We start from the raw sequence: 25,227 nt of genomic DNA, 5'->3' as shown, positions 1-25,227 counted from the left end.
GATCTATTTAGCTAACAATAAAGACTATAACTTTGGCAATTACACAACTTAAATCACAACACATCCAACCTGATTTAACAAAAATTTCTGCATTGAGTACCCAAGTAGATACAACCAGATTGGTGTCAGATAAATCAGCCCATTTACTTAAATGGCAACCTCGCATTGCTTCGGCTTTATCTTTGTTATGCCCGCATACAAGAACAAATTATAGTCCACGATTTATGCTACTAAAAGCGCCTGAAAGTGAACTTTTATTTTCTTTACTTGAGCAAGCAGTTAAATCTGATTTGTCATCATCAGAATTAGGCTACAGCTATTTTTTCAATGAAAATAAAATCACACTGAACAAAGCAAAAAGTAAGCAAGATAATTTTGCCGTTCAAGATAGTTGTTTAGCTGTTTCCGCTGTCGATTCTGAAAAGCTTTTTGGTTGCGTCAGACAACCTGAAAATGGTCAGATTAAGCTACAAGCAGGTTTAGTTCATCAAATTAATGGTGGCATTTTAATTTTAGGGCTACGCTCATTACTAAGCCAACCAGAGCTTTGGATAAAGTTAAAACAGATGGTCATTAAACAAGAATTTGAATGGTTTTCGTCTGATGAATCACACCCGTTACCATTGTCTATTCCTCCTATGCCTCTAGATTTGCGTGTTATTTTTGTTGGTGATAGATTAAGTTTAGCTGAGTTGCAAGATTTTGAACCAGAGTTTTATGCAACCTCAATCTATACTGAGTTTGAAAATGAATTACCAGTAAAATCAATAGAAGATATTGAACAATGGGTTGATTACTTAAAATTTATTGCTGATAAGCAACAGTTGCCTAATATTGATAGTTCAGCGATTGGTAAACTTTATAAAGAAGCGACCCGCTATACAGGCGATCAATATTATTTACCCCTTTCAGTAGATTGGATTAATTCTGTTTTGGTGAATTCTACACATTTTTCACAAAATAATGCTATAAATGAATTTGCTGTTGCCCAAGCAATAAAACAAAAATCTTGGCATGAAGCTTATTTGCAAGAAAGATTACATGATGAAATCTTTACTAATCAAATTATGATTAACACAAAAGATCAAGTTGTGGGTCAAGTTAATGGATTATCGGTAATTGAATATCCTGGATACCCAAAAGCAATTGGCGAGCCAACACGCTTAAGCTGCCTTATTCATTTTGGGGATGGAGAATTTATTGATATTGAGCGGAAAACTGATTTAGCGGGCAGTATCCATTCTAAAGGCATGATGATTATGCAGGCTTTTATAATGTCTGAATTTGCTATTAATCACCAGATCCCTTTTTCCACATCATTAGTGTTTGAGCAGTCTTATAATGAAATTGATGGCGATAGTGCATCTCTTGCTGGACTTTGCGCAATAATAAGCGCATTATCAGAGCAAGCCATCGATCAGCAATTGGCAGTCACTGGGTCAGTTGATCAGTTTGGCCATGTACAATCTATTGGCGGTGTAAATGAAAAAATTGAAGGGTTTTTTGCTGTTTGCAAACATCAAGGCTTAACTGGGCAACAAGGTGTGATTATCCCTGCGACCAATCAACGTCATTTAAGTTTAAATGATGAAATTATTGAAGCAATTGAAAAAGAGCAGTTTTCAATTTGGACAGTTGAGCATATCGCTGATGCACTCTATCTGCTTACAGGTGTGCCTTATAAAGATAGCAGTAGCATCAATTTGTATAAACTGATTCATGCTCGTATGCAATCAGTACTAATACAAGACAAAAAGCGTGATAGCTGGCTTAGTAAATGGCAAAAATATTGCAAAAAACAGTAATACCCAATAAACTTTATCTTAGCATTTGATTGATTAATAAATTAAAATGAAGTGCATTACTCGCTTTTAGGGTTTTAAAGCATGGTTCTTAATAATTTAATTATATTTGCCATGCATGTAATTACATTAGATAAAAGGTTTTCCTATGACATTTGAACGTAAATCTTCGTATGATAAAGCAGATCTGATTAAATCAGGCAATAGTGAACTATTTGGTCATGATGGTCCTCCATTACCGTCTGATTTAATGTTGATGATGGATCGCGTTATCGAAATGAATGAGGATGGTGGTAATTTTGGTAAAGGTTATGTTGAGGCAGAACTTGATATTAATCCCGATTTATGGTTTTTTAAATGTCATTTCAAAAATGATCCGGTAATGCCTGGTTGTCTTGGACTTGACGCTATGTGGCAATTAGTTGGGTTTTATTTAGGCTGGATTGGCGGTAAAGGTAAAGGTCGCGCTTTAGGTGTAGGCGAAGTTAAATTTAAAGGTCAAATACTTCCAATCAATAAAAAAGTTACTTACAAAATTCATTTCAAACGTGTTATTAACCGTAAATTAATTATGGGTATTGGTGATGGTGAAGTTTTTGTCGATGGTAAATTAATTTACGAAGCAACTGATTTAAAAGTGGGTCTTTTTAAAGATACAAGTGAATTTTAAATTTTTTTGACTTTCTATTCTTATATTTGCTTAAAATATAAGAATAGAATACCGAATTTATTCAGTTAGCTTTATAAGCGATTGTCATACTGGTTATGCTTTACTTATGTAATTTAATAATATTTTTTATTATGTTAGTGTTTTTTTATAAAAAAAAATTTAAAGATAGATTCACAATAATGCAAAACGCCTTGCAGTTTTCAATAAATCATATCGCTAACTCATCACTCTACCCGTCTATTCTTAATAATTAACATTTTTAATTTAGTATAATTTATGATTTTCTTAAAACGTTTTTTTATTTTTATTCTTTTATCTTTTTTTTTAAATAGTTTCGTTTACGCTGATTTCAGTGGCAAAGTAGTGAAAGTTATCGATGGCGATACAGTTGATATACTAACCATCAAGAAGCAAAAAATTCGTGTTCGTCTACTTGATATCGATGCACCAGAAAGCAATCAAGCTTATGGCAATAAGTCGAAGCAATATTTAGCCTCACTTATCGCAGGTAAAAAAGTTTTTGTAAAGTCGAGCAAGAAAGATATTTATAAAAGAACATTAGGCACTATTTTCTTAAATAAGGTAAATATAAATGCCAAAATGGTTGAAAGTGGCTATGCTTGGGCTTATCGTTATAAGGGCGTGGCTAATAATAAATTGATGGTTAAAATTGAAGCAAAGGCTAAGCAAAGCAAAAAAGGACTATGGAAAGATAAAAAACCTATAGCCCCTTGGGATTTTCGACGCAATAATAAACGTTAACTTTTTCTATCGGTATTCTATTTATCGATTTGTTTAAGTAACTCTAAACCTTGAGCACAAGCAGCAACTTGTTTATCTTCCGGCAAAGCAATAATTTCTTGTTTTGCTTGTTCAAGGTTTTGTTTTATTATGTCGAGTATTTCTTGATTAAAGGTATTTTCAGGCATATTTTTATAAATATTTTCTACTTTATCAAAATATACTTTACATGATTCTGGTATATCTGCTGTTGCAACAGAACAGAAACCCAACATTACCACAGTTAATATTAACTTTTTCATTGTTTACCTTTGTGATCTTCTAATAGTTATTAAAATTTTTGTTGAAAATGATACTTTATGATTTCTAGCGGAAAACAAGGTAAGATTTGGAATATAACGTTGATGGGTGATATCTATCTTACCAGTAATAATTTACTGATAAGATAAGCAGATGAAGATTAGATCACAGTAACGTCTGCAGCAGCAGGACCGCGTGGGCTATCTTGAATAGTGAATTCTACTTGTTGACCTTCACCTAGTGTTTTAAATCCGTCACCAGAGATTGCAGAGAAATGTACAAACACATCTTTGCTACCGTCAGCAGGGGAAATAAAACCAAAACCTTTACTTTCGTTGAACCATTTTACTTGACCAGTAATCTTAGACATAATAATCTTCCTATAAATAAATTAATCTCAGCCACTTAAGGCTATACTCATAAAACATAAAACTTAGACTACTTATTAACACTGATAAGAAGAGACTGAAGAAAACCAATACCTGAGTTAAAGTAAACTACAACTACATATATCTAAATGTTACAAAATAAATCCGCATGTCATATGCTGGCAACTATTTACTCATAATTAGTAAACTAATGCAAGCAATCTTTTTATAATAATTGTTAATAATAGTAAAACAAACTAAATCATAATATTACATTAATAACATAACAATATAATTTATTGTGATAAATTAGTTTTCAGCCATTGACTGAGATTTTTTTATTGTTGCTTCTACTGCATCAATAACTGCCGCTCTAAAACCTTTTTCTTCTAGTGCATGGACACCTTCAATAGTTGTACCAGCAGGAGAACAAACCATGTCCTTAAGCTCGCCAGGATGTTTACCTGTTTCAAGCAACAATTTTGCAGATCCCATAACCGCTTGAGCAGCAAATTTATAAGCTTGTTTTCTTGATAATCCGCCTTTAACTGCGCCATCAGCTAAAGCTTCAATGAACATAAAAACAAATGCAGGTGAAGAACCACTTGCACCAATAACCGCATCAATTAAATATTCTGGCACAACTTCAGTTTCACCAATACAATTTAAAAGTTCTTGTACTGTTGTTAACTCCTCATCGGTAACTTCGGTATTGGGTGTGATAGAGCACATAGCGGCGTTAACTAATGCTGGTGTATTTGGCATTACTCGGATAATTTTTTGCTCATAACCAATGCTTTTCGCAATTGTTTTAATTGTCACTCCTGCAGCGATTGAGACAACTATCGTATTCTTTTTTAATTCTTTTTGAATATCACTAAGAACATCAACAATAACATTAGGTTTTACAGCAACAAAAACGATATCTGACTCTCGAGCTACATCTTTTGCTGATGTTAAATTATTCACTTCGTGAGATTTATTTAAATCTTCACCTTTTTCTGGATGAGTATCATAAACATAAATTTGTGTGCCTGGTACAATATTACTCCCTAAAATACCTTGTAATATAGCATTACCCATATTACCTAAACCAATCAAACCGATACGCTGTTCCATTTGTATACTCCTATGAATGTAAGTTAAATTGATTATAGATTATTTTTTTAATAAAACCCAAAATTTATCTTTCTATTAATTCTGACTCTTAAATAAAATCTTTCACAATATAACTTTTAAACTTTATTAAAAACTTTTTGGCATTACTTGCATACCATATTGTTGCCCAGTTTGCATAAGCGATAAAATTTGTTTGACCTTACCTTCATTAATTAAATTACTGATTGCTGGTGTATTAATCAATATTTCAAATAGCGCTTTACGTTCATTATTATGACGTATTAGCTTTTGACTTATGATAGCTTTCAAACAGTTAGAGAGTTGGCTACGAATAAAATCACGAGAATTATCTTCAAAGACATCGATAATGCGATTGATACTTTGCACAGCAGAGTTAGTATGCAAAGTTGCAAAAACCAAATGACCTGTTTCTGCGGCAGTCAATGCAGCTTGAATTGATGATTTATTGCGTAACTCACCCAATAAAATTATATCTGGATCTTGCCTTAATAAACTATCAATAGCTTGACCAAAATCGGCTATTTCACGTTGTTGGATTAACGATTTATCATTTTTATAAATATATTCTATAGGATCTTCAAGCGTAATAATATGTTTGGCAATTGTCGTATTAATGTGCTGAATCAATGCGGCTAAAGTAGTGGATTTACCACTACCGGTTGCTCCTGTCACAAGGATGATGCCTGATTCATTTTTTACAAGTTCGCTAAAAATAGCGGGAGCACCAATATCAGACAATGTAGGAATACGATGATTAATCACTCGAAACACGGCTGAAATACCACGGTGTTGATAAAAAATATTAACTCTAAATCGCCCTATTTTAGCCAAATCATAAGCAAAATCTATTTGCCTATGTTGCTGTAGAATTTTTTTTTGGGATTCATTCAATAAACCAAATAACGCTATTTCAAGGGTGTTTGGTATTAGTTTATCAGCATTTAAAAACTGTAATTGCCCATTAATACGAACATAAGGCGCTTCACCACTTGAAAGGTGCAAATCCGAAGCATTTTGCGTTACACTAAGAGTCAACAATGAGTTTAACATTAAATTTTACCTATTAATTATCCTTTGGGAATTAACATGAATACAGTACAAGACAATTTACTTAATATTAAAAATGAAATTAAAAAAATTGCTAAAGAATGCGGAAGAGATCCCAATACAATACAACTTATTGCAGTTAGTAAAACCAAACCTGTTGAGCAAATTATGGAAGCAATTAATGCTGGTCAATTAGCTTTTGGTGAAAATTATGTGCAAGAAGGAATTGAAAAGATTCAATATTTCGAAAAGCACATGCCAAATAATGACTTAATATGGCATTTCATAGGTCCATTACAATCAAATAAAAGTAAATTAGTTGCTGAACACTTTGATTGGATGCACACCATTGATCGATTCAAAATAGCACAAAGATTAAGTGATCAACGTCCAAACCATATGGCTAAATTGAATGTGTTGATTCAAGTTAATATTAGTCAAGAAGCCAGTAAATCCGGAGTAAAACCTGAAGAGGTTACGGAGTTGGTCAAGCAGATTGTTGCCTTACCTAATCTGAATCTACGAGGATTAATGGCAATCCCTGAAATTGAAAATGACTATGATAAGCAACTTAAGGTATTTACTAAGATGCAACAACTCTTGCATTCATTACAGAAAGATTATCCATTTATGGATACATTATCTATGGGCATGAGTGGCGATATGCCGGCTGCCATTAATGCAGGTAGTACTATGGTTCGCATTGGTACGGCTATCTTTGGTGCACGGCAGTATTTGTGATATATTGGCTAAATATCTTTATTCTGAGGAATTTTAAATGACATCGATTCTCTTTTTAGGGAAAACCGTATTAACCTTTTGTTTGTATGTTTTGATTTTAAGGTTATGGATGCAACGTGTGCGCGTAAATTTTTATAATCCTTTTACCCAATTTATCGTCAAAATAACGCAACCTATCATTGGTCCATTACGTAAAGTTATTCCGTCAATTGGCCGAATTGATACTGCTACATGGATCCTTTTATATCTATTTGCAGTTATTAAAATTATTTTTGTTTTGTACTTTAACTTAACTAACACTCCAATATTTTCTATTGAATATCTGTTATATGCTGTCGCCGCAATAGTTCATGATGCCGGGAATCTTTTATTTTGGTTATTGCTATTTCGCGCGATTTTAAGTTGGGTAAGTAGAGGGCAATCCGGAGCCGATGAATTACTAGCTCAATTAACTGAACCGTTTATAGCTCCTATCCGTCGTATTGTACCACCTCTTGGTATAATTGATATCTCGTTCATGATTTTTGTGTTTATTTTAATGTTTTTAAATATGCTCGCTTTTGATATTGTGGGCTATCTATGGATTTTACTTTAAGTTTTTAAAACTAAGAAAGGGAGTAAATGCTCCCTTTTTTAAAGAATATGATCTTCCCAACAAATCACATCTTTTTCATACACAATGCGATTTTTAACTGAAATTTTTAGCTTGTGCATAAGCTTTTTATTTCCCATTATAAGAGGATGCCATTCAGGTAACTGCCCTGTTTCTGAAAAATAACGATAAGTACAGGTTAACGGTAACCATTCAATGGTTAAAAGATTTTCTCGCGTCAATTTAATGCAATCAGGCTCATAGGCAAAACGATTATGATAATGCCTGCATTGGCAAGTTTTAGAATCAAGCAAATTGCATGCAACATTGGTATATAATATTTTGCCAGTATCTTCGTCCTGTAATTTGTTTAAGCAACACTGACCACAACCGTCACAAAGTTGTTCCCACTCATCATCACTCATTTGTTCTAAGGTTTTGTGTTCCCAAAATGGCTCAATCATACTTTGAAATCGTCTTCTTTTAACATTTGTAAGAAAAATCCATCCGTTTTAATTCTTTCTTCTATTTCTTGTGCAGTACCCACCACAAATTGACGTTTACCATCAAGAAGTACTTTCATTACAAACACTGGAGCACCAAAAATAGACATTATTTTTTCCGGAATCGCAGAAAAATCATTTTCATTTTCCATGTACAAATAACAATTTTCTTTTTTAGTACTTCGGTAAATATAACACCACATCATAGAATAGAACCTTACTCAATTATTTAAGACTATTTTGTAAATAAACACCTGCGCCAAATAGACCTGGATCTTCATGTGTTATCACATAAACAGGAACTTTTTTGACTAAAAATGACATACGGCCTTTATGTTCAAAAGCCGCTCTAAATGGGGATGCTTTAAAAAATTCAATAAATCGCGGTACAATACCACCAGCAATATAAACACCACCTTGCGTATTAAGCGTTAAAGCTAAATTACCACCAAAGCGCCCCATAAAAGTACAAAAATAGGTAAGCGTCTGTAAACAAATTGGGCAACTATTGTCTAATGCTCTTTTAACAACAACATCAGGTGTAATATCTTGTTGAGGTTGATTATTAATTTGTAATAAAGCTTGATAAATATTGACAATGCCATTACCGGATAAAAAGCGTTCTGTTGAAACACGACCAAATTTTTTACGTAATTGGGCTAAAATCCGATCTTCATCTTCACTGGTCATCGGTAATTCAGTATGCCCCCCCTCTCCTGGCAGACTAATCCACCGCTCATTAACTTTGATTAAATGCGATACACCAAGTCCGGTGCCTGCCCCATAAATCGCAATTGGATAATTTAAATCAGGTTCATCACCACCAATTTTTACTAAATCTTGTTTAGTTAATTTAGGAATTGAAGTCGATACAGCCGTAAAATCATTAATTACTTCAAGTTTAGTCAGATTTAATTCTTTAATCAGTTCTGAACGTGAAAATGACAAATGATTATTTGTCATATTGATGATATCTTCATTATCAATTGGGCAAGCAATTGCGATGCAAGCCATACTAATTTTGACTGCTTGTGTTTGCAAGTAATCCTTGATTAAATTTAATAAAACATCATTTTTTGAAAGAACAACCTTAGTAACTCCTGACAGTTCGTTAGTTGCTAAATTATAAAGTGCAAATCTGGCATTGGTTCCACCAATATCCGTAACTAGTGCATGTTGATTCATGTTATTCCCTTCTGTGAAAATTAATTCTTTTCTTTAAATAGCAAGCATTACATTTATTTGTTGAAGAAAGTAAAACGGTCAATGTGATTAACTAGTTACATTAAGTTAATTCCGTTAACTGATTATTACTCCAATAAACACTTGTGCTAACTCAGTCAGCAGATAAATATTTTAAATATTGTAAGTAAATAACAATTATAGCCACTTCTTAAGTTTAAAATAAATATAAGGTGCAACCCCTGCAAGTAACATCAATAATAACGAAAATGGATAACCATATTCCCATTTCAATTCTGGCATATTTTCAAAGTTCATACCATAAGCTGAGGCCACCACTGTCGGAGGTAAAAATACAACAGACACAACCGAAAATATTTTAATAATTCGGCTTTGCTCAATATTGATGAAGCTAGTTGCTGCTTGCATTAAAAAATTTACTTTCTGAAATAATGATTCATTATGTGGAACAAGTGACTCAATATCGCGAATAACCTCTCGAGCTTGTTCTAATTGATCGGCTGGCATCTTAGCACGGCGTACTACATAATTAACGGCACGTTGACTATCCATTAAACAGAGTCTTACTTTCCATGCAGTGTCTTCAAGTTCGGCTAATGATGTAATTGCTTCATCATAATGTTCTTGAGATGAACGATCCATGATAATTAAGCTTAATTCTTCCAGTTCACTATAAATATTCTCGATTTGGTCAGCTAATTGTTCAACTTTAACTTCAAATAGGTCAAGTAATACTTCATACGGGTTCCCATCGTTCATCCCCTGATAACGTGAGCGCATTCGATACAAACGAAATGCAGGTAAATCACGCTCACGTAAGGTAAACAGTCGACCATTATGTACAGTAAATGCAACCGTCGAGTTACCTGCACGATCTTCTGCATCTTCATAAAAGAAGAATGAGTGCACATGTAAGCCTTCGTTGTCTTCAAAAAAACGGGCTGACGCTTCGATATCATCCAATTCAATACTCGTTGCTAAGTTTTGTCCTAAATGTGTTAAAACAAAATCGCGATCGGCTTCTTCTGGTTCAATTAAATCAATCCATGTCGCATTATTTATATCGTTTTCATTAATTTTTACTAATTGTTTGTTTTTTAATCCAAACGCATTAATCATAAGGACTCCTGTAGTGGGGGAACGTTTTATTACAATACGTTAACAAATGGTAGGCATTATACTCGTTATAGCTACAAATTCCTATGTCTAAGCCAATCTTTCTACACATTTACAAAATGGGATAAAAATTCCATTATTAAATTAAATTCGCTGATATTACTACTGTCTCATGCTACAATACGCCACTTAAATACTTATGCAATTTTTAGGAGTTTATAATGGCAAACCGAGGAATAAATAAAGTCATTTTAGTTGGTAATTTAGGACAAGATCCTGAAGTCCGTTACATGCCAAATGGAAATGCTGTAGCTAATTTTAGTGTAGCAACCTCAGAATCATGGAAAGATAAACAAACTGGTGAAACCCGTGATCGCACTGAATGGCATCGAGTTGTCGTTTTTGGTAAATTAGCCGAAATTGCTGGTGAATACATCAAAAAAGGTACTCAAGTTTATCTTGAAGGGCAGCTACAAACTCGAAAATGGCAAGACCAATCAGGGCAAGATCGTTACACGACAGAAGTAGTCATTAATCCTATCGGTGGAACTTTACAAATTCTAGGCTCACGTGCAAACAATAATGATAGTTATGATGATGGTTCTCAAAATTGGGGGCAAAGTGCCAATAATATTTCATCGGCACCGGCTGCACCATCTCGTCAACCAAATAAAAATGCGCCTGCACCACAACCTAAAGCACCAGAACCACCAATGGATTTTGATGACGACATTCCATTCTAAAACTATCACCTCTGTTATATTTGGGCGTTTATCTGCGCCCTTATATCTTTTTTTGTTTATTTCTATTATACTTAGTTATAATTTTAATGGATTCAAGATATAACTATGTTGGAACTCATACAGACTGTTGGCTTCGGTTTAATTCTCTTTCTCCCATTAACGAACCCATTAACCACCGTTGTTCTTTTATTGGGTCTATCTGGCGATATGACCAATGAAGAACGTAATTACCAATCAAAGTTAACTTGTATTTATGTGTTTTTGATTATGGTTGTTTCATTTTATTGTGGGCAACTAGTGATGAACACTTTTGGAATATCTATTCCCGGATTACGTATTGCCGGAGGAATGATTGTTGGTGTGATAGGTTTTAGAATGCTATTTCCTCAACAACCATGGCATAAAACCGTTGAAGCAGATGCTAAAAAGAAAGAAGTTTCCAATAATATTGCCTTTGTGCCACTGGCTATGCCAAGTACCGCAGGTCCAGGTACCATAGCGATGATCATCAGTATGTCTTCAACAGTTAAAAGTGGTGGCTATGATATTTCAACGTGGGTTGTTTATACAGCGTCGATTTTGGTTCCTTTATCATTATGCATTATTCTTTGGTTTTGTATGCGTAGTGCTGGCAGCATCATGCGATTTATGGGAAAAAGTGGCATCGAAGCCACCTCAAGAATAATGGGATTTTTGTTGGTTTGCGTAGGTACACAATTTATTATTAATGGCATTAAAGAATTAGTGATAAATTTCCCAAATATATAGTTTATCGACAAATAGAATTCATAGTTTTGGGATATTTTTAATCATTTCTACACGCATTAGAAAATCATAAAGTGGAACTAACTGTTTAAATCCTTTTGCCAATTTTTTAGGTAGTTCACCATTCAGCACATCTTCAATATGGTTGCTTGTTACCATCACAGCTAAATTTTTTCGGTTATACCATGTCGCTATCTTTTCATCTTGCTCTTTAATTAAAGGGCGTTTATAGCTTTCACCAACCAATTCAAATGGCTTTTTAACGCAGCGTGTCATTTCAAGAAATTTATTCGTATCATTAAGAATTTCTTCTCGGAAGATATCCATTGTCTGTTTGGAAGGACAGTAATAACCAAGTCCATATTGATAACTACTCGGACTTATTTCAAAAAAGTAAGCAGGCGCTTCTTTCCAATCACGATTGGGGCGTTTAAAGGTTAGCCATAAACGGCTTCGATAAAGCGATTTATCATTGGAAAACCGCGTATCACGATGAATACGTGATATTGTTTTACCAATCGCTGGACGCGTTTCAAACCATTCATCAATTTTAAGCATATCTGGCGTCAGTTGTTCGACCAATAAGCGAAAAGGTTTAACTAAATCGTTATCATAAATTGCTCGGTGCTCTTCAAACCAAGGTTTGCTATTATTGATCCAAGCATCTTGTAGAAAATTAAGCCCTGCTTGCGTAAAACCAGTAAAGTTTGCCATAGCTTACTCCTTAAATAATGCTCTTACTTTTTCTAAATCTTCTTGTGTATCTACACCAATTGCAGGAGATTGTTTTGCAACTGCCACATGAATTTTTTCACCATACCAAAGTACCCGCAATTGTTCTAACATTTCAATCTGCTCAAGTGATGATGGCGCCCAGTTGATATATTGGCGGATAAAACCAGCACGATAAGCATAAATACCGATATGACGAAGATAAAAATCACCAATGCTTGATTGTTTCAGTAAATCGGTTGATTTAGCAAATCGATCTCGCTCCCAAGGTATCGTTGCACGAGAAAAATACAAGGCATAACCATCTTTATCAGTCACAACTTTTACTGCTCCAGGATTAAAGGCCTCTTCAGCTGAATCAATAGGTACGGCTAATGTTGCCATGCCTGTTTTATATTGCACTAGGTTTTTAGCCACCTGATCGATAATAACGGGTGGAATTAATGGTTCATCGCCCTGCACATTAACAATTATTTCATCGTCAGCGAATTGATAACGATTAATCACCTCAGCTAAACGTTCAGTGCCAGAATTATGTTTATCACTAGTAAGAATCACTTCACCCTTATAGGCTTTGACAACATCAAATACCTGCTGATGATCAGTAGCAATAATTACACGATGGGCTGAAGATTTTTGTGCTTGCTCCATTACGCGCACAATCATTGGTTTACCATGGATATCTGCCAGCGGCTTAGCGGGTAAACGACTTGAAGCATACCTAGCAGGAATAATAACTGAAAATTTCATAACTAAAGCCTTATATCTTTTTTATTCTTCAATAGATTGTGTTTGTTTGATTGGTTGAGCTTCTGATTCAAGCAACACAGGAATCTTATTTTTAATTGCAAAAACAAGATTATCGGCTTGGCAGATTAATTGTTGATGTTCTGCATCATACTGCAATTGTCCATGACATTTAGGGCAAGCAAGCGCACTTAATAGAATTTGTTTCATTTTTTATTCTCTTTGAGATTTGGTTTTATCTAATAATACACAGATCTGATCAATGGCTGGTTTGGGTATCACAGCATCTATAGGCAAATACCACCAATTGGGTTGAGCAAACTGCTGACATTTAACAGCATCTTTTTCAGTCATTAAAAGTGTCTGCTCACCACTAACAACATTATTTAATAATGGTAAGGTAAATTTTTGATGATCAGCAAATGCGACGGTTTTGTTTAAATCAGCCTTCATATTAATCAGCATATCAAAAAATCTTTTCGGATTACTAATACCCGCAACGGCACAAATATTTGATAACGAAGATAACTCTTTTTTTTCTTTGGTGAGTAAATTTATCACATATTTCGGTACTAATTGCATAGTGTAAGTTTTATCAGGATATTGCTGGGTCAAATTATTGATACTATCACCATTTACAATGATTAAATCAACTGATTTTAACCGATTTTGTCTCTCTCTCATTGGGCCGGCTGGCATCCACCAACCATTACCAAATAATCGTTTACCATCCACGACAACAACTTCAATATCTCTTGCTAATGCGTAATGTTGCAAACCATCATCCGTTAAAATTACATCTAATTGATTTTGTTCCAATAATGCTTTAACAGCTTGGCATCGATTTGGCGAGACTGCTACAGGGGCATGGGTTCGTTGGTAAATAAGTACGGGTTCATCGCCTGCTTGGTCGGTTGTTGTTGTGTCATCTAAAATAAGCGGATAGTTTTCAGCCTTACCTCCATATCCACGTGAGACAAGACCAACTTTCAATCCTTTTGCCTGTAAAGCTTTAATCAAACTAATAGCCAATGGTGTTTTACCATTACCGCCTACAGATAAATTACCAATAATAATGATTGGTACCGGTGACTGCCAAGATTTGAAAATACCAATTTTATATAAAAAACGACGAACAAACGCAATTAAACCATATAATAGAGAAAATGGTATTAGTAACCAAAATAACCGATTTTTACCATACCAAAGTTTTTCAATCATCACGTTAATATCACTCAATTATGTTTAGTTTTGTTTTTATACCTGTTAGATATAGCATTTACAAGATTAATTGCTTACAGCAAAAGATAAGCTATTTTACTCATAAATCGGTAAACTACCAAACCAATCATGATACCATCTTGGTTTAATTTCACTGCGCATGGTTTTTAATCTCCACTTTTGATTATCAAAAATCAGACTGATTTGCCCTGTCTTAGCGGTAATATAGTAATCTATGTGTAAATCTTGATATCGTGCTATGACTTTATGTGATGGTAACTTCCAAGGATTATATCGAGAAGTTGAAATTAATGCTTTTACTGGTTTAACATGATTTAAAAAAGCATAACTAGATGAAGTACTACTACCATGATGAGGAATTTGCAATATGGTTGATGCTAACTGATTTCGATATTTAGTGACTAATTGATATTCTTGATTGCGTTCTAAATCCCCAGTCAAAAGTACAGAAAAATGCCCATCGGTCACCTGAACCACACACGAATCTGCATTTTGAGCATATTTAACTAATTGAGTTGGCCATAGCACATTAACAGACAAACTATTCCATAGAATAGTGTTACCTGCTAAACATTGGTAATGATTATTTAATGCTAAAGATGAACTCATTAGCCAAGCATTAGGATAACGACTTTGCAGTAAATCTAAACCACCTATATGGTCATTATGCTGATGGCTTATGATAATTCCTTCCAAATTCAAATTATGCCATCGTAAAAAAGGGAGAATAATCCGCTCTGCTGCGGAGTTTCTTTCCCATTTAGCCCCCGTGTCAAACAAAATTGCTGATTTACCATTATGAATCACAATTGCTAACCCATGCCCAACATCAAGCATATCTAAACGCCAATAATCCTCCTGCTGTTTAAAAAGGGGTGTGCAAAGTATCATTAAAATGATTAATAAGGTGAACCCAAAACGTCGCCATAATTCGGTACGTACAATAACAAATGCTAGCCAACCGGAAATACTTAAAAGATAAAAATCTGCGGAAATATCAAGCCATACCAGATTTAATTTATCTAAACAAACAAATAGCCATTCAAGCGATTTATTAGCGATAAACCAACACCATGAAGCAAGATGAATACAATGACTAACACTAAAGAACAGGGCAAAAATAATCAAGGGCAAAGTCAATAATGTAATAACAGGAATAGCAATTAAGTTTGTTAACAAAGATACCAAACTGATACCTTGAAAGATAATCAATTGAATCGGTAACATTAATAAGATTAAACCAAATTGTAAATGTAACAATCTTATCCAATACCAGCGTTTCTTATTATTTATAACTTTAGGTAGAGGTAGCCAGTCAGATAAAAAAATTAAGCTCGTTACTGCATAACAAGATAGCCAAAAACTTTCTGATAAAATCATTAGCGGATCAAAAAGTAATAATAACGCAACGATACGGTTTAATTTTTGCCAAGCACTGATTTGACTGTTTTTAAAACGTAAATATATCCAAATAGATAATGCTAACATGGCTCGTAATGCAGGAGGATTAAGTCCTGTTAACCATGCATAAAATAGTGCAGCTAGCCATGCTATTATGATTGGGATGAAAAAGTAGATAAAACGCTGAGGAATAAAAAACATCAAAATTTTTAATAAAGTACAACAAAGTCCAAAAACCAATAAAATGTGCATACCTGATATAGCCATTAGATGGGCAACACCTGTTTGCATCATAATAATTCGATGCTCATCAACCATTTGACTACGATCACCAAAAGCTAATGCGAGTAAAATACCTCGATAAGTAAATCGATCAATGTAAGGTAACGAATGATCAGCGATTAGCTGCCGAATACTTAAATTATCTTCAAGTAACTCAGCCTGAATTAATTTTGCTGATAGAAGGCTACGATTAGCTATGGCATAACGTTGGCTATCAAATCCTCCTTCATTTAAATAACCATGTACTACTTTTGTTTTTAAGGTTAATTGCCAAATTTGTCCTGCTTTTGGTTTAATTTGTTGATCCCAATATACCGATATTGTTACCTTAGGATATAAAAAAGATTGAGAATCGTCATTGATTGCAATTTTTACATAATAAAGATCGGTTGGCGAAGTAGAAACACGAGTGTTTATACTTTCAACTCTTGCTTTTACCACAATCGTTTTGTCGATATATGGCTCAATTTTTATTAAATATTGTTTAGAATACGCTACGGACCATAAAAAACTAATAGAAAATACAGTAATAACAGTAATATAGTTTTGAAATTTAGATGGAGCAATTAAAATCACAATAATCAATATCAACGTTATCATATACCATTGATCGTCACAGAGCAGTGAAGGTAAAAACATCAATGGCAAACAGCCTAACGAAAATATGATTGCCAATAAATCAAGTGATAATCGTCGCATAAACCTAACAAGATTCATTTTATAGAGCAGTCAACTTATCATATGATTAATTGATCAGAATAATCTATCTTGAAATTTTGAAGTTAGCTTCCAATTTATTAATAAGGTGAGAATAATTTTAGGATAATAAGTTTATTTGATAGTTTATTGTGGAATATTGTTATTTATCAGAGCAACAGTGACGTTGACTTGATAAACCAGCGAATTGCAATCTTAAGAAAAGATTTTTAGTAGTAAGGTAAGTAAATTATTGATGCCAAGATTAAATCGCAGTGAAATAAAAAGCCTTTGATCGAAATCAAAGGCTTTATGAATGATAATATTTAAATATTATGCTTTAGCAGCATTATTTACTCTTTCACGTAACTCTTTACCTGGTTTAAAGTGTGGAATATATTTGTGTTTAACTTCAACATTACCACCAGTTCTAGGATTTCTTGCTTTACGTGGGGCTCGGTAATTCAAACTGAAACTACCAAAACCTCGAATTTCAACACGATCATTACTTTCCATAGCCAACGCGATCTGTTCGATAATATCTCTCACAGCATCATCAACTAGCTGCACAGGAAGGTGCGCCCGCCAGTTGGCTATTTTTTCTGCTAAATCTGATCTGTTCATGGTCACTCCTAATTAATTTTTGCGCGGCATAAAATCAATTCATTTTATACTACAAAAGAAAAAGAGGGCAAGCCCTCTTTACTCTTTACATAAACATTTTTTACTCAGTTTTTGATGCTGCTTTAAATGCTTCCGCCATTGCGTTAGTAAATGATGCATCTTCTTGAGTAGTTGTGTTATTTACCGCTGCAAGTGCTTCTTTTTCGTCAGCTTCATCTTTAGCACGAATTGATAAAGAAATAGCACGAGTTTTACGATCGATATTAACAATCTTAGCTTCAACTTCATCACCAGCTTTTAATGCAGTCGTTGCATCTTCGATACGTTCACGAGAGATATCTTGTGCTTTTAAGTAGCCTTCAATACCTTCTGCGATTTCGATAGTTGCACCTTTAGCATCAACTGCAGTCACAGTACCTTTAACGATTGTGCCTTTTTTGTAGTTAGCTGCAAAGCTACTGAATGGATCGTCTTCAAGTTGTTTAATACCTAAAGAGATACGTTCACGTTCTGCGTCAACTTGTAACACAACCGCTTCGATATCATCACCTTTCTTGTAAGATTTAACTGCTTCTTCGCCAGGCATATTCCAAGAAATATCTGAAAGATGAACTAAACCATCAATACCGCCATCTAAACCGATGAAGATACCGAAATCAGTGATTGATTTGATCTTACCGCTAACTTTATCACCTTTATTGTGTGACTCAGCAAATTGTAACCATGGATTTGGTTTACATTGTTTAAGACCTAGAGAGATACGACGACGTTCTTCATCAATTTCAAGAACAACAACTTCAACCACGTCACCTAGGCTAACAACTTTAGATGGGTGAATGTTTTTGTTTGTCCAATCCATTTCAGAAACGTGTACTAAACCTTCAACACCCGTTTCGATTTCAACAAAACAACCGTAATCAGTTAAGTTAGTTACTTTACCAGTTACTTTAGTACCTTCTGGATAACGTTTAGCAATTGATACCCATGGATCTTCGCCTAATTGTTTTAAGCCTAGAGATACACGTGAACGATCTTTGTCAAATTTAAGTACTTTAACAAGTAATTCTTGACCCACTTCAACCACTTCACTTGGATGTTTAACACGTTTCCAAGCCATATCAGTGATATGAAGTAAACCATCAACACCGCCAAGATCAACGAATGCACCATAGTCAGTAAGGTTTTTGATAATACCTTTAACTTCTGAACCTTCTTGTAGATTTTCAAGAAGTTGTTCTCTTTCTGCACTGTTTTCAGATTCAATAACAGCACGACGTGAAACAACTACGTTGTTACGTTTTTGGTCTAATTTGATAACTTTTAATTCGATTTCTCTGTTTTCAATATGAGAAGTATCGCGTAATGGACGAACATCAACAAGCGAACCTGGTAGGAACGCACGAACGCCATTAAGATCAACCGTAAAGCCACCTTTAACTTTACCATTGATAACACCTAAAACTGTTGCAGCATCTTCAACTGCTTTTTCTAGTGTTAGCCACGCTTCGTGACGTTTAGCTTTTTCACGAGATAAAATTGTTTCGCCAAAGCCATCTTCAATTGAGTCAAGAACGACATCAACTACGTCGCCAACTTGAACTTCTAATTCGCCTTGGGCATTTTTAAACTGCTCTACTGGAATTGCTGATTCAGATTTTAAACCAGCATCAACTAAAACAACATCTTTGTCGATTGCAACGACAGTACCACGGATCATATTACCAGAACGAGTGTCTAGTTGATTTAAAGACTCTTCAAAGAGTTGAGCAAAAGATTCAGTCATATTTATATACTTTAAGTTAAAATTAACGTCCACATTACATCATGTCTTGTGGGGTTGTTGGTGATACTCCATACATCCTTATATTGGAGCGAGTTCCACGCTGTAAGCAAACTTACAACGCAAGTTCTTTATTTATATACTTAATAGATTGATTGAAAACATCTTGAATAGATAGGGATGTGGTATCAATTATTAAAGCATCATCCGCAGGCTTAAGTGGCGCAACAGTTCGATTTCGATCGCGCTCATCACGCGCAGTTATCTCCTGCAAAATTTCGGCGAATTTAACATGATTTTGCTTATCTTGCAACTGTTTCATTCTTCTTTCTGCGCGGGACTCTGCACTCGCATCAAGAAATATCTTAACTGGCGCATCTTTAAACACTACAGTACCCATATCTCGACCGTCAGCAATCAGTCCCGGTGCCTGTCTAAAGTCTCGTTGGCGTTGTAATAAAGCAGTTCGAACACTATTTATTGCAGCAACTTTTGAGGCAGCTCCCCCTGTAAGTTCTGTGCGAATATCTTTTGACACATCAACATTATTTAACAAAATTTTTACTTCAATGCCTGTCGTATCAAATGTCAATGGTAAATTAAGCGCTAATTGGGCAAGCTTTTGTTCGTCATCAAGAGCAATATTTTGTTTAAGCGCCGAAAGTGCAAGCACACGATAAATTGCTCCAGAATCCAAAAGATGCCATTTAAAATGATTTGCCAATGCTTGACATAATGTGCCCTTACCAACACCACTTGGCCCATCAACTGCAATAACAGGAACAGATTTATTCATTTTATTCTACACTTAATCGTTTAAATTGTTCAAAATAATCAGGAAAAGTTTTCATTGTACATTTAGGATCTAATATGGTTACTGGCGTATTAGATAATGCAACTAATGAAAAACACATTGCAATGCGGTGATCGTTATAAGTTTTTATCTCAGCATGAGTTAATTTAGCGGGTGGTTCGATAGTAATATAGTCTTTACCCTCTTCAACCGTAGCACCAACTTTTCTTAATTCAGTTGCCATCGCATATAAACGATCAGTTTCTTTAACTCGCCAATTATAAATATTGCGAATTGTTGTTGGTCCTTTCGCAAACAGTGCCGTTGTTGCAATAGTCATTGCTGCATCAGGAATATGATTCATATCCATATCAATGCCATTTAACTCACAACGAGTGCATTCAATATAGTCATCAGCCCAAGTGATTTTAGCGCCCATTTTTTCAAGTACATGGGCAAATTGAGTATCGCCTTGTAAACTTTTTTTACCAATACCTGTAACACGCACCGTACCGCCTTTAATTGCAGCAGCGGCTAAAAAATAAGAGGCTGACGAAGCATCGCCTTCGACTAAATAGTTAACCGGAGATTGATAACTTTGGTTAGCTTTAATTGTAAATTTTTGATAATGATGATTGGTCACTGTGACACCAAAAATTGCCATCATCTTAATCGTAATATCAATATAAGGCTTAGAAACTAAATCTCCGACTATCGTGATTTCAGTATCATTTGGCGCCAATGGTGAAGCCATTAATAAAGCGGTTAAAAATTGGCTAGAAACCGAACCATCAACCTGAATATTACCGCCAGCAAAACCGCCTTGAATATGAAGTGGTGGATAACCTTCATTTTCAAGATAATCAATTTTAGCACCACCTTGACGGAGCGAATCAACTAAATGGCCAATTGGACGCTCTTTCATGCGTGGCTCACCCGTTAGTACAATATTGTTATTGCCTAAAGATAAAGCCGCAGCGAGTGGTCGCATTGCTGTACCTGCATTCCCAAGAAAAAGTTCTAAGGCATGCGTCGAATGTAACATACCGCCTACACCTTCAACATCACAAATGGTTCGATCATGCGATAACTGATATTTCACCCCCAAAGCCGCCAAAGCATCAAGCATGTAGCGAACATCGTCACTATCAAGTAAGTTGGTTAAACGTGTATTCCCCTTACTTAGAGCGGATAATAGTAATGCACGATTAGACACACTTTTAGAACCGGGTAAATTAATGGTGCCGTTAAATTTTTTTATTGGTTGTAATGTTAGGGATAACATAATGGCTCTCTTAAATATTTTTGTATTCTTTAAAATTTATCTAATGTTGTTTTTAGCAAATCAATTGCATACTCATCTTTGGCACTATTTTGCCATAATTTATCAAATAAGGAACGATGATGTTTAATGGCATCATGCGAAGAAGTAATTGAAGCAATACCCGTCGTTACATTTGGCAATTCACCCAAACGAAAAGGACTCATTGCAAGTGAAATTGGCTCACCATTTTGATAAAAAATTTGAAAAGCAATTGATGGAATAGCTTCTTGTGTGATAGCAATGGTTGGCGCATAAGATTGTTGCTCAATGAGTTCAATCAAATGATAAACTTCTTTACGAGCAAGTAGCATTCTTTCAGACTTTTTACCTGGCGAAATAGTTAAGTTGCCTACTAAGCCGATATGTAAAAAACGTTCAACATTACGTAAGCTAATTAAATTAATAACCTTAGGAATTGATTGGTGAAACTGTGTTTTACGGTGTCTTAAAATTGACAAAATCATTGCATATTTTTGCGGATCGATTGACTCGCTAGACTCTGCTAGCATCATAGCTAAATGATTAAGATAATTCGGTGAAGTTAATAAAAATGAGAAAGGATCGAAATGAGAATAAATATGAGTTGATTGCTCTTCAAGCTGTCGCATTCTTTCAAAAAATCCTTCACCACTTGAATAATATTCAGTATCGATTCCAAGTAAACTCGCAAAAGATGTATTGAGTAAAGAGGCCAACCGCTCTAAAGTTTCTATTTTAACAATTTCACCTTTCTCTAACCGATAGACAGCTGCTCGTGAAATTTTAAGATTTTTTGCAACATCTTCCGCTTTTAGCGAAGCCGCAATTCGATATGCGCGCAATCGCTGACCTATAGCACAATAATCAATCGTTCCAGTAATCATAATACACTCAAAACATTGGGATTTTGGCAGTGTATCACATGGTGATAACAATGCCAATTTTTGTGAATATCTTTCAGGCTTAACCCGTTTTTATGTTTATTTTTAAAACATAAATTAGTTTAATAGAACTTCTTGTAAAGATGTTACATTTTTATATTCAGTAAATTCTGAAATAGCTTCGGGTTGTTTTGCATCAGCTTCGCGTTTACCTAAAACTTGTGACGCTAACACCAAGCCTTTTGGTTCCATAACTGAACGATGATAAAAATCAATAAGATCTTGCTTGGTGATTTTCTTCACTTGCTCAATTTTTTTTCTTAATGAATCAAACGTTAAACGGTTATTGCGATAATCAGGTAAATAACGGCTTAATTCTTCATCTAAAGTTTGCGGTGGCATAATTAATTCATCAAGTACTGCTTTTTTATATTGGTTTATATCATCTTTAGATAATGCATGCAATTTACTTGATATTACAGGATAAAATTCTTTATAACGTTTAAATAAATAAGCTGGATCGTACTGGTTACTTTGCACTATAAAGCTCATTCCTATGGAATCCCCTATTGTCATAGGAGCCGCAAATACCGCATAACCTAATTGTTCATTAGTACGTATTTGATCATAAAACCATGGGGATATGATTTTAGTCAAGGTATAACTCAACATCCCACCACTAATCCTATCATAGCCTGTTGGAATATAACCCATTATTAAAGCATTATCAGTACTTTTAGCTTGTTGAGTAATTTTGGCATCCAGTGAATTTTTGATGTTAATATTTTCATTCGGTGTATATTCAACATCCTTTTCTAACGTTTTTTGGATTGAGTGATAAAGATCTAAAGAGTCCTCGTTAGATAAATTGCCTAAACTAATCATATATGGCACAGAACGAGAAAGTAAGTTATTACGATAATTGACAACATCTTCAATGGTAATATTGGCAGTAATTTGGCGTCGTTCATTTCGTTCATAATAATGAGGTAACACCGATAACGCATTGATTGGTTGGACAGCTAGCCAGTAACTTTTAGCATGATCGGCATTATCAAGTTTTTGCAGATACCAAGATTTTGCCAAAGCTAAAGTTTGTTCATCAATAGTTACATTTCGATAATTATCAAGAATTGATGTAACCATTTTTGGTAAATGTTGACTAAAACCACTTGCTGAGATCATTAAACCATTGTCACTTTGAGTGGATAACGAAATCCCCGCTACTGCAGCTTGAAATTGCAAATTACTTAAATTTCGGTTTGCAATATAGTCAAGTAACTCAAATTCGACATCTGCTTTAGCTGAGTCGAAAGCTTGATTGTTACGCAATGAAACCACAATTGCAGCTTTAGGCTCATTTTTAAAATATTGACTAACAAAATGGATATGATTACCACGTTTGCTAAGCTCGGTGGGTTGAGCTTGATCATAATTTTGTTTTGCTATCGAAAAATCATCGGGGATATAAGGATTCAATTCAGGTAAAGTAAAAGTAAAACTTTTACCCAATGTTGACCAGCTGGCTTTTTGTTCGCTGGTGATATTTTCAATTTTGTAAGGAGCCTCGACAAAATAAGCAGTTTTATCAGTAGTTTGATCTGGTGAAATCACCCAAACTCGAATATTATCCGGCGTTAAACTTTTTAAACGAGCAATTATTGCCGCTTTATCAAAATTAGTGGCAACATAATCGGAATTTAAAACGTTTTGCACTGGATATAACAACATTTGATCAGATAGCCATTCTACATAAGACATATCTCGTTCTACATCTTCATACTTAAATTGTAATGCTAAAACTTTTCTGAGTTCTTCATAATAGGCATCTGAAACACCTTGCTTTTGAATTAAATGTAAATAATTGAAAATAGCACCAATTACTTTATCTTTCTGAGCAAGACCTTCATCAGTTAAACTCACATTTATACTAAACGTACCACTATTACCGTAACGAATAGAATCATAAGTTGAACTTATACCTTCAATTAAACCTTGTTTTTTCAATTGGTCTGATAAAGTATTTTGACTGCTATTGCTGATCAAATAATTGATATATTCATCCGTTTTATCAGCAAATTTAGCTAAATTATTTTCCATTGGAAATTGCAAAAACAGCATTTTTTTGGGCTGGGCCGGTACCATAGCAATTTGTTTACTGAGTACATTTGGCGTTAATGCGGGTTTATCCACTTTTGGAACAGTAATATTTTTGTTCGGGATTCTGCCAAAGGTTGTTTCTGCTAATTTTGCCAATTTATTGATAGGTTGATTACTATAAATTACCCCCACCATAATATTGGATGAATAATAATCTTTATGAAAAGCCACTAAAGCATCTTGAAGTTTACTCGTTGGTTTATCACTTAATGTTTCTAAGTTACCACCTGCAAATTGTGCTGCTGGATGATCAGAATTAATGGTTTCTGCATTAACTTGCCTTATTCTAAAACCATCGGTTGATCTCGCCATAGTCATTTCAGCATTAACCGCATTGCGTTCTTTATCTGCAAAATTAGAATCTAATTTAGGTTCCGCTATCGCGTCGGCTAAATAATCTATCGCAGTATCTAACGCACTGTTTTCAACTTCAAAATAAAAAGCGGTGCGATGCGCAGCAGTACTGGCATTATAACTGCCTGCATGGCGGTTTAAAAATTCGGAGAAACTTGAGGGTTCAGGGTACTTTTTCGATCCCATCAGTACCATATGTTCGGTGTAATGAGCTAATCCTTGCTGATCTTTGGGATCTTGCAGTGAACCTACTGGTAATGCTAAAGATCCTAACGATTTTGCCGCTTTAGGATCGGAAACTAACAGTACGCGCATCTGATTTGCCAATTCAATTACCTCATATTGGCGATTATCGCGATCACTTTGTTGTATCTTTTCTAAAAGCACAGGGAAGGAAATTTTGTTTTCAATTGCAAAAGATGAATTAAAAATTAAAAATACTGATACTATAAAAAAAATAATTTTTATCTTATCCATATAATCTTCGCCTAACAAAAAAAA

General features: G+C 34.6%; 26 protein-coding genes. 7 read left to right on the top strand and 19 right to left on the bottom strand.

All coding sequences use genetic code 11. The features are described from left to right. Positions 1 to 32: 32 nt before the first annotated feature. The 3 genes from H3T96_RS13145 to H3T96_RS13135 all read left to right on the top strand — a co-directional run bounded on the left by H3T96_RS13145 (position 33) and on the right by H3T96_RS13135 (position 3,234). Entirely contained in the window at positions 33 to 1,805 is a 1,773-nt protein-coding gene (locus H3T96_RS13145; protein ID WP_144093160.1) for a Lon protease family protein, read from the top strand. Positions 1,806 to 1,950: 145 nt separating this feature from the next. Then, the gene (gene fabA / locus H3T96_RS13140; protein WP_039127647.1) at positions 1,951 to 2,472 is read left to right on the top strand and encodes a bifunctional 3-hydroxydecanoyl-ACP dehydratase/trans-2-decenoyl-ACP isomerase; all 522 of its coding nucleotides are present in this window, start codon (positions 1,951 to 1,953) and stop codon (positions 2,470 to 2,472) included. A 363-nt stretch (positions 2,473 to 2,835) separates the two neighbouring features. Beyond that, entirely contained in the window at positions 2,836 to 3,234 is a 399-nt protein-coding gene (locus H3T96_RS13135; protein WP_198228699.1) for a thermonuclease family protein, read from the top strand. 17 nt (positions 3,235 to 3,251) lie between these two features. On the opposite strand, the gene H3T96_RS13130 is transcribed toward H3T96_RS13135, so the two are convergent. The 4 genes from H3T96_RS13130 to H3T96_RS13115 form a co-directional block, all read right to left on the bottom strand. Beyond that, the gene (locus H3T96_RS13130) at positions 3,252 to 3,515 is read right to left on the bottom strand and encodes a DUF5339 domain-containing protein (protein WP_144093162.1); all 264 of its coding nucleotides are present in this window, start codon (positions 3,513 to 3,515) and stop codon (positions 3,252 to 3,254) included. A 158-nt stretch (positions 3,516 to 3,673) separates the two neighbouring features. Continuing rightward, positions 3,674 to 3,883 carry a cold shock domain-containing protein gene (locus tag H3T96_RS13125; protein ID WP_039127656.1) on the bottom strand — a complete coding sequence of 70 codons (210 nt, stop codon included), beginning with the start codon at positions 3,881 to 3,883 and terminating at the stop codon, positions 3,674 to 3,676. Positions 3,884 to 4,190: 307 nt separating this feature from the next. Then, positions 4,191 to 5,000 carry a pyrroline-5-carboxylate reductase gene (proC, locus tag H3T96_RS13120; protein WP_144093164.1) on the bottom strand — a complete coding sequence of 270 codons (810 nt, stop codon included), beginning with the start codon at positions 4,998 to 5,000 and terminating at the stop codon, positions 4,191 to 4,193. 126 nt (positions 5,001 to 5,126) lie between these two features. Continuing rightward, positions 5,127 to 6,071, bottom strand: a complete 945-nt coding sequence (locus tag H3T96_RS13115) for a type IV pilus twitching motility protein PilT (protein ID WP_144093165.1) — start codon at positions 6,069 to 6,071, stop codon at positions 5,127 to 5,129. Between the two features lie 36 nt (positions 6,072 to 6,107). Between H3T96_RS13115 and H3T96_RS13110 the strand changes: the two genes are divergently transcribed. Together H3T96_RS13110 and H3T96_RS13105 are read left to right on the top strand one after the other, a co-directional pair. Next, on the top strand, positions 6,108 to 6,809 hold the full coding sequence (locus H3T96_RS13110; protein WP_144093167.1) for a YggS family pyridoxal phosphate-dependent enzyme: 702 nt from the start codon (positions 6,108 to 6,110) through the stop codon (positions 6,807 to 6,809). A 37-nt stretch (positions 6,810 to 6,846) separates the two neighbouring features. Next, entirely contained in the window at positions 6,847 to 7,404 is a 558-nt protein-coding gene (locus H3T96_RS13105) for a YggT family protein (protein WP_065737358.1), read from the top strand. Positions 7,405 to 7,442: 38 nt separating this feature from the next. Here the strand turns inward: H3T96_RS13105 and H3T96_RS13100 are convergent, their stop codons facing one another. From H3T96_RS13100 to corA, 4 genes are all read right to left on the bottom strand, one after another. Beyond that, entirely contained in the window at positions 7,443 to 7,865 is a 423-nt protein-coding gene (locus tag H3T96_RS13100; RefSeq protein WP_039127666.1) for a YcgN family cysteine cluster protein, read from the bottom strand. Beyond that, the gene (locus H3T96_RS13095; RefSeq protein WP_039127699.1) at positions 7,862 to 8,107 is read right to left on the bottom strand and encodes a YcgL domain-containing protein; all 246 of its coding nucleotides are present in this window, start codon (positions 8,105 to 8,107) and stop codon (positions 7,862 to 7,864) included. The genes H3T96_RS13100 and H3T96_RS13095 overlap by 4 nt, the downstream gene beginning before the upstream one ends. Before the next feature lie 22 nt (positions 8,108 to 8,129). Beyond that, positions 8,130 to 9,089 (bottom strand): glucokinase, encoded by a 960-nt coding sequence (locus H3T96_RS13090; RefSeq protein ID WP_144093169.1) that lies wholly within the window; start codon positions 9,087 to 9,089, stop codon positions 8,130 to 8,132. 195 nt (positions 9,090 to 9,284) lie between these two features. Next, positions 9,285 to 10,226 (bottom strand): magnesium/cobalt transporter CorA, encoded by a 942-nt coding sequence (corA, locus tag H3T96_RS13085; RefSeq protein ID WP_039127672.1) that lies wholly within the window; start codon positions 10,224 to 10,226, stop codon positions 9,285 to 9,287. Between the two features lie 218 nt (positions 10,227 to 10,444). On the opposite strand from corA, the gene H3T96_RS13080 reads away from it, so the two are divergent. Then, positions 10,445 to 10,966, top strand: coding sequence for a single-stranded DNA-binding protein (locus H3T96_RS13080; protein ID WP_039127675.1), 522 nt, complete (start codon positions 10,445 to 10,447; stop codon positions 10,964 to 10,966). A gap of 105 nt (positions 10,967 to 11,071) precedes the next feature. Beyond that, complete coding sequence (locus tag H3T96_RS13075; RefSeq protein ID WP_144093171.1) at positions 11,072 to 11,734, top strand: MarC family NAAT transporter; 663 nt, start codon at positions 11,072 to 11,074, stop codon at positions 11,732 to 11,734. 18 nt (positions 11,735 to 11,752) lie between these two features. On the opposite strand, the gene H3T96_RS13070 is transcribed toward H3T96_RS13075, so the two are convergent. The 11 genes from H3T96_RS13070 to ptrA all read right to left on the bottom strand — a co-directional run bounded on the left by H3T96_RS13070 (position 11,753) and on the right by ptrA (position 25,203). After that, the gene (locus tag H3T96_RS13070; RefSeq protein ID WP_065737361.1) at positions 11,753 to 12,445 is read right to left on the bottom strand and encodes a DUF2461 domain-containing protein; all 693 of its coding nucleotides are present in this window, start codon (positions 12,443 to 12,445) and stop codon (positions 11,753 to 11,755) included. A gap of 3 nt (positions 12,446 to 12,448) precedes the next feature. Then, entirely contained in the window at positions 12,449 to 13,213 is a 765-nt protein-coding gene (gene kdsB, locus H3T96_RS13065; protein WP_144093173.1) for a 3-deoxy-manno-octulosonate cytidylyltransferase, read from the bottom strand. 21 nt (positions 13,214 to 13,234) lie between these two features. Continuing rightward, positions 13,235 to 13,420 carry a Trm112 family protein gene (locus H3T96_RS13060; protein ID WP_144093175.1) on the bottom strand — a complete coding sequence of 62 codons (186 nt, stop codon included), beginning with the start codon at positions 13,418 to 13,420 and terminating at the stop codon, positions 13,235 to 13,237. 3 nt (positions 13,421 to 13,423) lie between these two features. Next, positions 13,424 to 14,431: a tetraacyldisaccharide 4'-kinase gene (gene lpxK / locus H3T96_RS13055; protein ID WP_144093213.1), complete on the bottom strand. Its 1,008-nt coding sequence runs from the start codon at positions 14,429 to 14,431 to the stop codon at positions 13,424 to 13,426. A gap of 96 nt (positions 14,432 to 14,527) precedes the next feature. Continuing rightward, entirely contained in the window at positions 14,528 to 16,834 is a 2,307-nt protein-coding gene (locus H3T96_RS13050) for a DNA internalization-related competence protein ComEC/Rec2 (protein WP_186279287.1), read from the bottom strand. A 330-nt stretch (positions 16,835 to 17,164) separates the two neighbouring features. Further along, entirely contained in the window at positions 17,165 to 17,455 is a 291-nt protein-coding gene (gene ihfB / locus H3T96_RS13045) for an integration host factor subunit beta (protein WP_025315113.1), read from the bottom strand. Positions 17,456 to 17,555: 100 nt separating this feature from the next. Further along, the gene (rpsA, locus tag H3T96_RS13040) at positions 17,556 to 19,238 is read right to left on the bottom strand and encodes a 30S ribosomal protein S1 (protein ID WP_086326142.1); all 1,683 of its coding nucleotides are present in this window, start codon (positions 19,236 to 19,238) and stop codon (positions 17,556 to 17,558) included. Positions 19,239 to 19,350: 112 nt separating this feature from the next. Then, positions 19,351 to 20,031 carry a (d)CMP kinase gene (gene cmk, locus H3T96_RS13035; RefSeq protein ID WP_144093179.1) on the bottom strand — a complete coding sequence of 227 codons (681 nt, stop codon included), beginning with the start codon at positions 20,029 to 20,031 and terminating at the stop codon, positions 19,351 to 19,353. 1 nt (position 20,032) lies between these two features. Beyond that, positions 20,033 to 21,313 (bottom strand): 3-phosphoshikimate 1-carboxyvinyltransferase, encoded by a 1,281-nt coding sequence (gene aroA, locus H3T96_RS13030; RefSeq protein WP_144093181.1) that lies wholly within the window; start codon positions 21,311 to 21,313, stop codon positions 20,033 to 20,035. Between the two features lie 29 nt (positions 21,314 to 21,342). Beyond that, on the bottom strand, positions 21,343 to 22,215 hold the full coding sequence (locus tag H3T96_RS13025) for a helix-turn-helix transcriptional regulator (RefSeq protein WP_144093183.1): 873 nt from the start codon (positions 22,213 to 22,215) through the stop codon (positions 21,343 to 21,345). 114 nt (positions 22,216 to 22,329) lie between these two features. Continuing rightward, a complete protein-coding gene (gene ptrA, locus H3T96_RS13020) occupies positions 22,330 to 25,203 on the bottom strand; it encodes a pitrilysin (RefSeq protein ID WP_186279288.1) in 2,874 nt (957 codons plus the stop codon). Positions 25,204 to 25,227: the final 24 nt, after the last annotated feature.

Origin of the sequence: Gilliamella sp. W8136, assembly GCF_016101285.1 — a bacterium.
GTDB lineage: Bacteria > Pseudomonadota > Gammaproteobacteria > Enterobacterales > Orbaceae > Gilliamella > Gilliamella apicola_N.
The sequence above is the reverse complement of the archived record's forward strand: the minus strand, read 5'-3'. Positions and strand labels throughout refer to the sequence as shown.